The organism is Sorangium sp. So ce119 (genome assembly GCF_051524405.1).
GTDB lineage: Bacteria > Myxococcota_A > Polyangia > Polyangiales > Polyangiaceae > Sorangium > Sorangium cellulosum_G.
Genome location: NZ_CP150310.1, coordinates 11,562,459 through 11,575,660 on the forward strand (window position 1 = coordinate 11,562,459; position 13,202 = coordinate 11,575,660).

Here is a 13,202-nt window from a genome sequence, read left to right on the forward strand (position 1 = left end):
GCGACATCGATGGCTCTGGTCCCTGCGCTGTTGCTCGTCGTGACGGGCTGCGGCACCGCGCCGGGCTCCGACGACGCCGGCGGAGCGGCGTGCGACGGCGCTTCGTCGTGCCCAGGCGAGGCGCCGCCGGAGTCGGCGTGTCTCGCGCGCCTCGCGGCCGATGTACTCGAGGACGGCTGCGGCGTGTTCGTGGGCGGGATCTTCGGCAGCGGGGACGACGCGAACCCGGGCACGAAGGACAAGCCCGTGCGCACGCTCCAGCGCGCCGTGGAAATCGCACGAACCGGACGAGGGCGCGTGTTCGCGTGTGCCGACGGCTTCTTCGATCCCGTCACGCTGCCGTCAGGCGTCGACCTCATCGGGGGATTCAACTGCTTGAGCTGGGAGCGCCAGAATGGCTTCAGCACGCTTCAGAGCCATGTCTACGATCCGATTCTGACCGTCGTCCCCGCGCGCGATGGAGACACGGGCGCCGCGGACGGCGTATCGACGATTGCCGACGTGAGGCTCGTGTCGGGCGACGCGATCGGTCTCGTCGTTCGCTCGGGCACAGCCGTGGAGTTCATCCGAACCGAGATTCTCGCGTCTTACGGATGGGCGGGTCACGATGGCGAGGAATGGCCCGGGATGAATCGGGCGGAGACGGGGCCTGATGGGCTGTACGGGGGCGACGCATGCTCGGCGGCCACCGTCTCCGGCGGTCCGGCGGTGGTGAACGTGTGCGAGGGGGGAACCCCGAGCACCGGCGGCAAAGGAGGCGACGGCCTCTCCGATGGCGGCGACGATGGGGAGACCGGGCAGCCGATCGCGACGTCCGACCCGCTGGATGGTCGCGGGGGAGTCAGGCAGGTGGACTTCACCAAGTGCGGTCACGGGCTCTCGGGGGCCGACGGCGCGCCAGGGACCGTCGGAGCGGCGGGCCAGGGCATCGGACGCCTCAGCGAGACTGGATGGGTGCCCGATTGGGCACGCGACGGCACCAGGGGCATGCCGGGCCAGGGCGGGGGCGGCGGCGGCGGGCAGCGCGGCGGGTTCTCCTTGTGCGGCGTGACCTCGAAGGGCGGCGCCGGCGGCGGCTCCGGCGGCGCCGGCGGATGCGGTGGCCGAGGCGGGCGGGGGGCCGAAAACGGGTACCCGAGCATCGGCATCGTGGCGCTCCACGCCAAGCTGACGGTGCGGGACAGTGTCATCATCGCCCGCGACGGAGGTCCCGGCGGCGACGGCGGGCCGCCCGAGCGAGGCGGCAACGGTGGCCGAGGCGCACCGGGCGGCGCCGTGGGGGACGGCACGTGGTCCTGCGCTGGAGGCAGCGGCGGCCGAGGGGGCGACGGCGGCTACGGCGGCCCCGGGCGCGGCGGCGACTCGATCGGCATCGCCTACCTCGACGAGGACCAGCTCACGCTGGAGGGCGTCACCTTCGAACTGGGGCTGCCGGGCGAGGGCGGCGTGAGCTGGGACTGGGCTGGCAACGAGATCCGAGCAGAGGACGGCAACGCCGTCGAGACCCTCCGGTTTCTTGAATAGCGAGATCCGCATCCAGGAGGCGTCGGCTGAGGCAACTTCGCACCCGCTGTAGCGATTTGCGACAGTAGGGAACCCTACTAGCTGCACGAAGTGCGGGAAAACCATGCTCCCGCCTTGTGCACCGATCTTGCACACGGCCGGGCACCCAAACCTACGTGAGGAGGTCTCGATCTATGGTCGCATCGCGCAACGTTCTCGTCGTCTCGCTCGGTCTCGCCCTCGGCGTTGGCTGCTCGAACCAGCCCCCGGCGAGCGATCCGAGCTCGGCGAGCGGAGCAACGCCGCCGCCGACCCAGCCCGCCATGACGCCGCCGCCGCCGCCGGTCGACACCGCGCCGCCGCCGGCGACGCAGCCCAGCGCGGACGCGCAGACGGGGGCAACCACCACCACGACGCCGAGCGCGCCGCCCGAGGCCCCGCTCACCGACGAGCAGATCGTCGCCGTGCTCGACGCCGCGAACAAGAAGGAGATTGACGAGGCCACGCTCGCGCAGACGAAGGCCAAGCACAAGGACGTGAAGGCCTACGCCAGGGTCATCACCCAGCACCACACCCAGGCGAAGACGAAGCAGGCCCAGCTGGTGAAGAAGCTCGGCATCACCGCGGCGGAGTCGGACAAGAGCAAGCAGCTCACCACCGACACGCAGCAGGCGGTCGACCAGCTCAAGGCCCTGCAGGGCCCCGATTTCGATCAGCAGTTCGTGGCCCTCATGATCCAGGACCACCAGAAGACGCTCGACCTGCTCGACAAGCGGATCCTGCAGGACGCGAAGAACGCCGATCTGAAGGCGATGATCGAGAAGGACCTCCGCCCGACGATCGAGAAGCACCTCAAGGACGCGGAGGCGCTCGCGCAGAAGCTCGGCCCGGCGACCGGCGCGGCCGGCGGCACGGGCACGACGAGCGCGACGGGGACGCAGGGCGCGACCGGCGCGGCCGGCGCCGGGGCGCAGGGCGGCGCGACGACCGGCGCGACCGGCGCCGGGAACCAGGGCACGACCGGCGGGCAGCGCGCCGCCGGCGCGCAGTCGGGGAACCAGGCCGGGCAGACCGGCGTGACGGCGGGGAGCCCGGGCGGCCAGGGCGGCGTTCAGCCGCCGGCAGCGACCCCGGCCGCCGGGGCCGGCGCTGGCACGAAGGGCGCCGGGACGACGAAGTAGTCGACCGCGGGAGTGGATGCCGGGATGCGGAGAGCGCGTGTCTCTCTGCATCCCGGCGATTCCCCCGCTGCGCGGCGCTCGGCTCAGCCGAGCGCGACCCAGACCGACTTGAGCTGCGTGAGCTCGTCCAGCACCGCGCGGCCGTTCTCCCGCCCGTAGCCGGATTGCTTGTACCCACCATAAGGGCTCGCCGCGTCGAACCGGTTGTAGGTGTTGATCCAGACCGTGCCCGCCGCGAGGCGCGAGGCCAGCGCGTGCGCCTTGCCGATGTCGCGCGTCCAGATGCCGGCCGCGAGGCCGTACTCGGTCGCGTTCGCGAGGCGCGCGGCCTCCTCGACGCCCTCGAAGGGGATGACCGCCAGCACGGGGCCGAAGATCTCCTCGCGGGCGATGCTCATCGACTCCGAGACCGCCGAGAACACCGTCGGCTCGACGAAGAACCCCGGGCCCTCGCGCCGCCCGCCCGCCTCGCGGCGCGCCCCCTCGGCCGCGCCGCGGTCGATGTAGCCGAGCACCTTCGTGAAGTGCGCCTCCGACACCAGGGGGCCCATCTGCGTCGACGGGTCGAGCGGATCGCCCGGCAAGAGCTTGCGCGCGCCGCGCGTCACCGTCTCCAGCACGCGGTCGTGCACCGCCCGCTCCACGAGGAGGCGGCTCCCCGCCGTGCACAGCTCGCCCTGGTTGTAGAAGATGGCCGTCACCGCCGCCTTCGCCGCGCTCTCCACGTCCGCGTCCGCGAAGACGATGTTGGGGCTCTTGCCGCCGAGCTCCAGCGACAGCTTCTTCAGCGTGCCCGCCGCCGCGCGCATGATCGCCCGGCCGGTGTCCGTGCCGCCCGTGAACGAGATCTTCGCGACCCCCGGGTGCTCCACGAGCGCCGCGCCCGCCTCCTCGCCGTGCCCCGTCACCACGTTGACGACCCCGGGCGGCACCCCCGCCTCCGCCAGGATGCGCGCGAGCTCCAGCGTCGTGAGGCTCGCCTCCTCCGGTGGCTTCACCACGACCGTGTTGCCCACCGCGAGCGCCGGCGCGACCTTCCGCGCCGCGAGCAGCAGCGGGAAGTTCCAGGGGATGATCGCGCCGATGACGCCGAGCGGCTCGCGCACGGTGTAGTTCAGGAACGGGCCCCGCACCGGGATCGTCTCGCCGCCGAGCTTCGTCGCCCACCCGGAGAAGTAGAAGAACGTGTCCGCCGTGCGCGGCACGTCGATCGTCCGCGCCGCCGTGATCGGCTTGCCGGTGTCGACGGCCTCCAGGCGCGCGAGCTCCTCGCACCGCGCGAGGATCAGCTCCCCCGCCTTCCACAGGATGCGCGCGCGCTCGTTCGGATCCATCGCGGCCCAGCCCGGGAACGCCGCGCGCGCGGACGCCACCGCGGCGTCCACGTCCTCACGGCGGCCGCGGGCGAGCCGCGCGAGCGCCCCGCCGGTCGCGGGGTTCGCGGTCTCGAACGTCTCGCCGGAGAGCGCCTCCCTCTCGGCGTTGTCGATCCAGAGCTTCTTCACGGTCTCGCGCGTCTCGGACATGCCTTGTCGTAAACCCGCGCGCCCGGGCTCGGCAAGCGGCGATGACACCGGCCCTGCTGTGCGGGATACTCATCCACCCATGGACTTCTCCGATCGTCCCACGCTCCCGTCCGTCCCTCCGCGAAGAGTCGTCACCGAGCTGCCCGGGCCGAAGGCGCGCGCGTGGATGGCGCGCGGCGGCTTCGACATGCAGTCGCGCTACCGCGCGGTCGTGATGGACGACACGGCCAGCCGGGGGTGCTCGCTGGTCGACGTGGACGGCAACGTGTTCCTCGACCTGTTCGCGAACTTCGCGCTCGGGGCGCTCGGCTACAACCACCCCGCGCTGGTCGAGGCGGCGCACGGCGAGGCGTTCATCCGCGCCGTCGCGAACCCGACGTCGACGCCGTTCGTGACGACGCCGGGCTGGTTCGAGTTCGTCGAGGCGCTCGAGCAGCGGTACGCCCCGCGCGGCATGGCGCGCGTCTTCTGCGTGGACGCGGGCGGCGAGGGCGTCGAGTCGGCGCTCAAGGCCGCGTTCATCCGGCACGGCGAGCGCCGGCGCGAGGCGGCGGGGCTGCCGAAGAACCCGCTGGAGCTCCCGGAGGAGCAGCAGAAGAGCATCCTCGACAACGCGGGGACCGACGCGGTGGTCGTGTCGTTCGCCGGCGCGTTCCACGGCCGCGGCCTCGGGCCGATGTCCGCGACGCACTCCAAGGTGATCCACAAGGCCGACCTGCCCGCGTTCCCCTGGCCCACGGCGCCGTTCCCGGCGAGCCGCTTCCCGCTCGCGCGTCACGCCGCCGAGAACGACCGCGCCGAGGCGGAGGCGCTCGCCGCCCTCGAGCGGATCCTCGACGCGCACCAGGGCAGGGTGGCCGCCTTGATCGTCGAGCCGGTGCAGTCCGAGGGCGGCGACCGGCACGCGAGCCCCGTCTTCTTCCGCCGCGCGCAGGAGCTCGCCGGCAAGGCGGGCGCGGCGTTCATCCTCGACGAGGTGCAGACGGGCCTCGGGATCAGCGGCACGCTCTGGGCGCACGAGCAGCTCGAGCTGCCGCGCCCGCCCGACCTCGTTTGCTTCGGCAAGAAGATGCAGATGGGCGGCTTCTTCGCGACGTCGGCGTACGACGTCGCGCAGTTCGGGCGCATGTACCAGACGCGCAACGGCGACCGCGCGCGCGCCGCGGTCGCGCTGGCGACGCTCCGCACGATCGAGTCGGAGGACCTGCTCGGCAACGTGCGCGCGACGGGCCGCCACTTCCTGGCCCGGATCGAGGAGCTCTGCGAGCGCTACCCCGCGCTCGCGAGCGAGCCGCGCGGCCGCGGCTTCCTTCTCGCCTTCGACCTGCCGACGACGGCCGCGCGCGACGACTTCCTCGGGCGCGCGCTGCGCCGCGGGGTGTTCGCGAGCTACACGGGGACGCGCTCGGTGCGCCTCCGCCCGCACCTCATCACGACGGTCGCGGAGGTGGACGAGGCGGTAGGCGTCTTCGACGCGGTGCTGCGGGAGATGGCCGGATGATCGTCGACCCGCGCGACGTCTGCCCGGGGGAGGGGCCGGAGAAGGTCGCGCGGGCGCTCGCCCAGTTCTCGCTGGAGGAGGCGCAGGACGACGCGGCGTTCGACGAGGGGTACCGGGCGCTCGACGCGTTCTTCGGGCCGAAGGGCGAGATCGAGCGCCGCGAGGTGCTCTGGGCGTGGCTGGCCGGGAAGCACGCGGACGGGGCGGCGCCGATCGCGGCGACGTACCACATGATCCTCGCGCGGGACGCGGACGGGCGCCTCGCCGGCGCGCGCGACTGCTTCGTCACGCTGGACCGCGCGGCGCGGCGCTGCGTTGTGCTGCTCTCGCACGCCCTCGTCCTGCCGGACTTCCGCCGCTCCGGCCTGGCCGCGCTGCTGCGGGCGGCGCCGGTCGCGCTCGCGCGCCGCGCGCTCGAGGCGGCGGGGATCGCGGCGGGGCAGGCGGAGATCCTCCTCGCCGCCGAGATGGAGCCTGTCGATCCGGACGACCGCGACACAGCGGTGCGGCTCTTCGCCTACGGCCGCGCGGGGTTCTGGGCCATCCCGCCGGCGGTGCTGCCGTACGCGCAGCCCGACTTCCGCGACACCGCGGCGCTCGGGGTGACGCCCGTGCCGGTGCCGCTCGTCGCCGTGGTGCGCCAGGTCGGCGAGGAGGACCGCGCCGACATCTCGCGCGCCGGCGCGGCGTCGTTCCTGCGCCATTACCAGGCGGTCCACGCCCGTGAGGTCCCCCCGGGCGACCTCGCCCCCATCCGCGAGCGCGCGCTCGCGGGCCTCGCAACGTTCGAGGGCGAGCGCGTGCCGCTCCTCCGCATCCCGCGCGGGCCCGCCGAGGTCGCCGGCTTCGCGCCGCTGCTCCGGAGCGCGGTGATGCCGCTGTTCCCGCCGGCGTGGCGCGGCAAGGCGCCGCTCGACGCGCCGGAGCGGGAGCTCGCGCGGCTCGTCGCGGCGTGGTCCGCGGGGTGAGCGAGCGCCGCCCCGGGCGCCCCGGAGGCGGCGCAGGACGGCGCGTGATCTCCAGCGGCGGCCAGCCGAGCTCCCCCGCTTCAGCCAACCCGCGCCATCAGGGTCATAACTGCTCAAAATTACATATAATTTCTCCGTCTTGCGCCTTTGCGCCTTTGCGCCTTTGCGTTGAAATCTCTCTCCGGATCCTGGGGCGGCCTCGGACCTGGAGAACTAGGATGGGGAGAGCGGGACACGCAGCCATGACGTCCACCACGACCCCCGTTTCGATCCGCAGGATCACGGACGACAGCGCCTCGGACGCGGAGGATCTGCTCGCCGTGGAGGAGCCGCTCGAGATCGTCGTCGTCGCGCGCGCCCGCGGCGCGCAGCAGGACCGCGCCGAGCGCCGGCTCGGGATCACGATGCGCACGCCCGGCCACGATCGCGAGCTCGCGATCGGGCTGCTGTTCGCCGAGGGCATCATCGCCGGCGCGGCCGACGTCGTCGCGGTCGAGCAGGGCGAGGGCCCCTCGGGCGGGCTCGTGCGCGTCGCGCTCCGCGACGAGGTGACCGTCGACCTCGGGCGCACCGAGCGCGCGCTCGCGGTCGCCAGCGCGAGCTGCGGCGTGTGCGGCAAGGCGTCGATCGACGTGGCGTCGTTCGCGCCGCCCGCGCCGCTCGCGCGGGGCGCCCCGCGGCTCGCGCCGCGCGTCGTGCACGGCCTCGCCGCGCGGCTCCGCGGGGCGCAGCCGGTGTTCGGGCGGACCGGCGGGCTGCACGCGGCGGCCCTCTTCGACGCGAGCGGCGCGCTCGCCGACCTCCGCGAGGACGTCGGCCGCCACAACGCCGTCGACAAGCTGGTCGGCGCGGCGCTGCTCGCCGGGAAGCTGCCCGATCCGGGCGCGGTGCTCATGGTCAGCGGGCGCGCGGGGTTCGAGCTCGTGCAGAAGGCGCTCCGGGCGTCGATCCCGGTGATGGTGGCGGTGGGCGCGCCCTCGAGCCTGGCCGCCGAGCTCGCGTCGGCGCACGGGATGACGCTCGTCGGCTTCGCGCGCGACGGCCGGTTCAACGTGTACGCGGGCCGCGAGCGCGTCGCGGTCCCGGCGGAGGCGGCGTCGTGAGCGCGCGCGACGCGCTGCGCGACGTCCAGGCCGAGCCGCCGCCCGAGCCCGAGGCGCCCCGGATCGGCGAGCGGAGCGCGGCCGCCGGCGGGCTCGCGGCGATCGGCGCGACGCTGCAGCACGCGGTCGGCGAGATGGGCGTCTCGCGCGCGGTGCGCACGCTCCTGCGCGTGAACCAGGGCGAGGGCTTCGACTGCCCCGGCTGCGCGTGGCCCGAGCCCGAGGAGAAGCGCTCCGTCGCCGAGTTCTGTGAGAACGGCGCGAAGGCTGTCGCCGAGGAGGCGACGCTCCGGCGCGCCACGCCGGAGTTCTTCCGCAAGCACAGCGTCGAGGAGCTCTCGAAGCAGTCGGACCACTGGCTCGGCAAGCAGGGGCGGCTCGTCCACCCGATGCTGCTCGAGGAGGGGGCGACCCACTACCGCCCGGCGTCGTGGGACGAGGCGCTCGACATCGTCGCCTCGTCGCTGCGCGCGCTGGGCTCGCCGGACGAGGCGGTGTTCTACACGTCCGGGCGCACGAGCAACGAGGCGGCGTTCCTCTACCAGCTCTTCGTGCGCGAGCTCGGCACGAACAACCTGCCCGACTGCTCGAACATGTGCCACGAGTCGAGCGGCGTCGGCCTGCGCGAGGCGATCGGTGTCGGTAAAGGCACCGTATCTCTTCAGGATTTCGAGATCGCGGACGCGATCTTCGTCGTCGGCCAGAACCCGGGGACGAACCACCCGCGCATGCTCTCGGCGCTGCGCGAGGCGCGGCAGCGCGGCTGCGAGATCGTGACGGTGAACCCGCTCCCCGAGGTCGGCAGCGAGCGCTTCCAGCACCCGCAGCACCCGCTCGATCTCGTCGGCCCGGGGGCGCCGATCTCGACGCTGTTCCTCCAGGTGCGCATCAACGGCGACGTCGCGCTCTTCACGGGGCTCATCAAGCAGATGCTCGAGGAGGAGGAGCGGCGGCCGGGGGCCGTGCTCGATCGCGCGTTCATCGCGCGCCACACGGACGGCTTCGAGGCGTTCGCGGCCGCGGTGCGCGCGACGCCGTGGGACGACATCGTCGCGCAGAGCGGGGTCCCGCGTGAGAAGATCCGCGCCGCGGCCGAGATCGCGGTGCGGTCCGAGCGCACGATCGCGTGCTGGGCCATGGGCCTCACGCAGCACCAGAACGGCGTGGCCAACGTGCAGCAGGTCATGAATTTCCTGCTCCTGCGCGGCAACATCGGCCGGCCCGGCGCGGGCGCGTGCCCGGTGCGCGGGCACAGCAACGTGCAGGGCGACCGGACGATGGGCATCTGGGAGCGCCCGCCCGCCGAGCTCCTCGACCGCATCGAGAGGAACTTCGGCTTCTCGCCGCCGCGCCGCCACGGGCTCGACACGGTCGCCGCGATCGCCGCGATGGCCGACGGGCGCGCCCGCGTCTTCTTCGCGCTGGGCGGCAATTTCCTCTCCGCGACGCCGGACACCGCGTTCACCGCGCGCGCCCTCGCCCGGTGCGACCTCACGGCGCACGTGTCGACCAAGCTGAACCGGGCGCACCTCGTGACCGGCAGGCGCGCGCTCATCCTGCCGTGCCTCGGGCGCACCGAGCGCGACGTGCAGGCGAGAGGGCCGCAGTTCGTGACGGTCGAGAACTCGATGGGCGTCGTGTCGAGCTCGCGCGGCAACCTCTCGCCGGCCTCGGAGATGCTGCGGAGCGAGGTGGCCATCGTGGCGGGGCTCGCCCGCGCGACGCTGGGCGCGCGGTCGCGCGTGCCGTGGGAGGAGCTCACCGCGGACTACGACCGGATCCGCGATCTCATCGAGCGCACGATCGACGGGTTCGACGACTTCAACGCCCGGGTGAAGGACCCGCGCGGCTTCGCCCTGCCGAACGCCGCGGCCCGGCGCGAGTTCCGCACCGCGACGGGCAAGGCGAACTTCATCGCGCACCCGCTGCCGCGGCATGAGCTCGAGCCCGGCGAGCTCCTGATGATGACCATCCGCAGCCACGACCAGTACAACACGACCATCTACGGGCTCGACGACCGCTACCGCGGCGTGCGCGGCGGGCGCCGCGTCGTGTTCATGAACGCCGAGGACGCGGCCGAGCGCGGGCTCGCGCAGGGGGACCTCGTCGACGTCACGAGCCGCTTCTCCGACGGGGAGCGCGTCGCGCGGGCGTTCCGCGTCGTGCTCTACGAGATCCCTCGCGGCAACGTGGCGGCGTATTTCCCGGAGGCCAACGTGCTCGTGCCGCTCGGCAGCATGGCCGAGAAGAGCCACACCCCCGCGTCGAAGTCGATCGTCGTGCGCGTCCGGCCTTCCGACGCGCGCGGCGGATCCGCGTGACGCTCCGCCGCCCCCGTTGCAATGGAGTCAGACCATGAACGCCCAGCCCAGCATCTCCCCGCCCATCCCCGGTGAGCCCGAGCGCGCCGCCATGCGCACCGAGATCCCGGGGCCCGCGTCCGAGGCGCTCCGCGCCCGGCACCACCGCCACCAGGACGCGCGCCCGATCCACTTCTACCAGGACGCGCGGAAGAGCCTGGGCAACTACATGGTCGACGTGGACGGCAACGTCCTGCTCGACGTCTACGGGCACATCGCCGCCGTGCCCATCGGCTATAACCACCCGGATCTGCTCGCCGCCTGGCGCAACGGCCGCTTCGACTGGTGCGCCGGCTACCGCTCCGCGCTCGGCGTCGCGCCCGCGCCCGAGTGGGTCGACATCGTCGAGAAGACGCTGATGCGCGTCGCGCCGAAGGGGCACACGCGCGTCTTCACCTTCACGACCGGCGCCGAGGCGGTGGAGAACGCGCTGAAGTCCGCCTTCATCCACCTCGCCCGGCGCCGGCGCGGCGGCGCGCAGCCGAGCGACGGCGACCTCGCCGCCTGCATGCTCAACCGGCAGCCCGGCGTGAACGCCTTCAAGGTGATCTCCTTCGAGGGCGGCTTCCACGGTCGCAGCATGGGCGCCCTCTCGGCGACGCGCAGCAAGCCGATCCACAAGCTCGACATCCCGGCGTTCGACTGGCCGGTCGTGCCGTTCCCCGCGAACCAGTTCCCCGAGGCGGAGCACGCCGAGCAGAACCGCGCCGCCGAGGCGCGCTCGCTCGAGGCGGTCAAGGCGGCGATCGACGCGCACCCGGACGAGGTCGCCGCGCTCATCGTCGAGCCGATCCAGGGCGAGGGCGGCGACCGCCACGCGAGCCCGGCGTTCTTCCAGGCGCTCCGCCGCCTCACCGCGGAGCGCGGCGTCGCGTTCATCGTCGACGAGGTGCAGACCTGCGGCGGCGGGACGGGCGTGCTCTGGGCGCACGAGGCGTGGGACCTGCCCGAGCCGCCGGACATGGTGACGTTCTCGAAGAAGATGCAGCTCGGCGGCTTTTATTGCCGCGAGGAGCTCGCGCCGATCGAGGCGCTGCGCGTCTTCAGCACCTGGCTCGGCGACCCGCTCCGCGGCGCGCAGCTCGAGGTGATCCTCGAGGTCATCGAGCGCGACCGGCTGCTCGAGAACACGCGGGCGACAGGCGAGCGCCTGGTCGCCGGCCTCGAGGACCTCTGCCGCCGCTACCCCGGGGTGCTCTCGGGCGCCCGCGGCATCGGCACCTTCGCCGCGGTCGACTTCCCCCACGCCGCCCGGCGCGACGCGGCGCTCACCGCGCTGCGGAACCGCGGCCTCGAGGTGGGCGGTTCGGGCGAGCGCACGCTCCGCTTCCGGCCGGCGCTCGTCTTCGCGCCGCGCCACGCGGCCGAGGCGCTCGACGTCCTCGAGTCGGTCTGCAAGTGACCGCCGGCGCGGCCGCCCCGCCCCCGATCCGGGTGTTCCACTCGCCGCGCTACTTCGCGGACATCGGCGAGCACGTCATGCCGATGCGCAAGTTCGCCCTCGTGCGCGAGGCGATCGAGCGGAGCGGCCTCCCCGCGCGGGTTGAAGAGCCCGGTCCGGTCAGCGACGAGGATCTCCTGCGCGTCCACACGCCCGGGTACCTCGAGGCGATCGCGACCGGCGAGCCCCGGGCGCTGGCCGAGTCCCAGAAGTTCCCGTGGTCGCCGGCGCTCGCCGGGGCGGTCCGCTTCACGAACGGCGGCTGCATCGCCGCCACCTTCGCGGCGCTCGAGGACGGCATCGCGGGCAACCTCGCGAGCGGCTTTCACCACGCGCACGCCGATCATGGCGAGGGCTTCTGCACCTTCAACGGCCTGGTCGTCGCCCTGGAGCGCGCGCGCGCCGAGGGGCGCATCCGCCGCGGGCTGGTGGTCGACATGGACCTCCACTACGGCAACGGCACCGCGTCGCTGCTCGCGTCGCGGCCGTGGGCGTTTCAGCTCTCGATCTACGGCAACTGGTACAAGCAGAACCGGGCGTACCGGGACGTGGAGGGCGAGCGCGCGCCGGACACGGACAATAGCTGGTCCGTCCCGGTGCCGAACGGCAGCGGCGGCGCCGCGTACCTCGAGCTCCTGGAGCGGCACCTCGGCCCCGCGATCGACCGCGCGGCGCCCGACCTGATCCTCTACCAGGCCGGCGCGGACCCGTACCGCGAGGACCCGTACTCGCCGCTCGACCTGACGCACGACGACCTGCGCGCGCGCGACGAGATCGTGTTCCGGGCCGCGCTCGAGCGGCGCATCCCGATCGCGTGGGTGCTCGCGGGCGGCTACACGCCCGACGTGAGCCGGGTGGTCGAGGTGCACCTCGGCACGCTCGTCGCGGCCGTGCGGGCGCGGGAGGCGGCGGCGCGCCGGGGGTGACCTCGGTCGCAGACCTCCGAGAGCCGCGGAGGCGCGGGCGCTGTGCAGCAGCGCCTCGCGCGTCCACGTCGGCTCACTCGGCCCCGCTCGCGCGCCCGCTCGTCCACCACGCCGCGACGTCGAGCTCCACCGCGTCGAACGGCTCCGCGCGCACCCGCGCCTCGCCGACCACCACGCCGAGCTCCAGCCACTTCCCCTCGTGAAGTCGGCTCCAGGTGAACGTCTGCGCGTCGAGATCCACGTACCAGAGCCAGCCGACGCCGACGCGCGCGTAGAAGGGGCGCTTGACGCCCTGCGTGTACGAGCGCATCCGCGGAGAGAAGATCTCGCACACCCAGTCGGGGGCGATGCGAATGGGATCGTCGTCGGGCAGCTCGGGCAGGCGCTCGCGCTTCCAGCCCGCGATGTCGGGGGAGAACTCCGGTGAGCCCGGCAGCTCGATCCCGGGTTCGGGGAGGATCCACCATCCACCTGGGCCGCTCCGGCTGCGGTCATAGGGATCGAAGAGCTCGTGGCCGACGAGCGAGAGGACGCGCTGGTGCCGCGAGCGCGGGCGCGGGTGGGTGTACAGCACGCCCTCGATGATCTCGCCCTTGATGTGCGGCGGGAGCGCCTCGAGGTCGGCCATCGTGGCCGGATCGAGCCTTCGCGCGGGGTCAGCCATCCCGGGGATTCTGCCCGGCGGGAGAGGTC

10 protein-coding genes are annotated in these 13,202 nt (G+C 73.5%); 8 read left to right on the plus strand and 2 right to left on the minus strand.

The genetic code is table 11. The features are described from left to right. Nucleotides 1-9 precede the first annotated feature (9 nt). Together WME76_RS43655 and WME76_RS43660 are read left to right on the plus strand one after the other, a co-directional pair. Nucleotides 10-1,524, plus strand: coding sequence for a hypothetical protein (locus WME76_RS43655; RefSeq protein WP_437958063.1), 1,515 nt, complete (start codon nucleotides 10-12; stop codon nucleotides 1,522-1,524). Between the two features lie 173 nt (nucleotides 1,525-1,697). Continuing rightward, complete coding sequence (locus WME76_RS43660) at nucleotides 1,698-2,684, plus strand: DUF4142 domain-containing protein (RefSeq protein WP_437958064.1); 987 nt, start codon at nucleotides 1,698-1,700, stop codon at nucleotides 2,682-2,684. 83 nt (nucleotides 2,685-2,767) lie between these two features. Here WME76_RS43660 and WME76_RS43665 read toward each other — a convergent pair whose 3' ends face one another. Further along, nucleotides 2,768-4,210 carry an aldehyde dehydrogenase family protein gene (locus tag WME76_RS43665; RefSeq protein ID WP_437958065.1) on the minus strand — a complete coding sequence of 481 codons (1,443 nt, stop codon included), beginning with the start codon at nucleotides 4,208-4,210 and terminating at the stop codon, nucleotides 2,768-2,770. A 79-nt stretch (nucleotides 4,211-4,289) separates the two neighbouring features. Here WME76_RS43665 and WME76_RS43670 point away from each other — a divergent pair, with 79 nt between their 5' ends. The 6 genes from WME76_RS43670 to WME76_RS43695 all read left to right on the plus strand — a co-directional run bounded on the left by WME76_RS43670 (nucleotide 4,290) and on the right by WME76_RS43695 (nucleotide 12,509). Then, nucleotides 4,290-5,711, plus strand: coding sequence for an aminotransferase class III-fold pyridoxal phosphate-dependent enzyme (locus tag WME76_RS43670; protein ID WP_437958066.1), 1,422 nt, complete (start codon nucleotides 4,290-4,292; stop codon nucleotides 5,709-5,711). Then, the gene (locus WME76_RS43675; protein WP_437958067.1) at nucleotides 5,708-6,679 is read left to right on the plus strand and encodes a hypothetical protein; all 972 of its coding nucleotides are present in this window, start codon (nucleotides 5,708-5,710) and stop codon (nucleotides 6,677-6,679) included. Before WME76_RS43670 ends, WME76_RS43675 begins: the two co-directional genes overlap by 4 nt. A 242-nt stretch (nucleotides 6,680-6,921) precedes the next feature. Next, nucleotides 6,922-7,782 carry a formate dehydrogenase accessory sulfurtransferase FdhD gene (locus WME76_RS43680; RefSeq protein ID WP_437958068.1) on the plus strand — a complete coding sequence of 287 codons (861 nt, stop codon included), beginning with the start codon at nucleotides 6,922-6,924 and terminating at the stop codon, nucleotides 7,780-7,782. Further along, nucleotides 7,779-10,103: an FdhF/YdeP family oxidoreductase gene (locus tag WME76_RS43685; RefSeq protein ID WP_437958069.1), complete on the plus strand. Its 2,325-nt coding sequence runs from the start codon at nucleotides 7,779-7,781 to the stop codon at nucleotides 10,101-10,103. The genes WME76_RS43680 and WME76_RS43685 overlap by 4 nt, the downstream gene beginning before the upstream one ends. Before the next feature lie 34 nt (nucleotides 10,104-10,137). After that, entirely contained in the window at nucleotides 10,138-11,544 is a 1,407-nt protein-coding gene (locus WME76_RS43690; protein ID WP_437958070.1) for an aminotransferase class III-fold pyridoxal phosphate-dependent enzyme, read from the plus strand. Beyond that, the gene (locus WME76_RS43695) at nucleotides 11,541-12,509 is read left to right on the plus strand and encodes a histone deacetylase family protein (RefSeq protein ID WP_437958071.1); all 969 of its coding nucleotides are present in this window, start codon (nucleotides 11,541-11,543) and stop codon (nucleotides 12,507-12,509) included. The genes WME76_RS43690 and WME76_RS43695 overlap by 4 nt, the downstream gene beginning before the upstream one ends. Before the next feature lie 73 nt (nucleotides 12,510-12,582). Here the strand turns inward: WME76_RS43695 and WME76_RS43700 are convergent, their stop codons facing one another. Next, nucleotides 12,583-13,173 carry a Uma2 family endonuclease gene (locus WME76_RS43700; RefSeq protein WP_437958072.1) on the minus strand — a complete coding sequence of 197 codons (591 nt, stop codon included), beginning with the start codon at nucleotides 13,171-13,173 and terminating at the stop codon, nucleotides 12,583-12,585. Nucleotides 13,174-13,202: the final 29 nt, after the last annotated feature.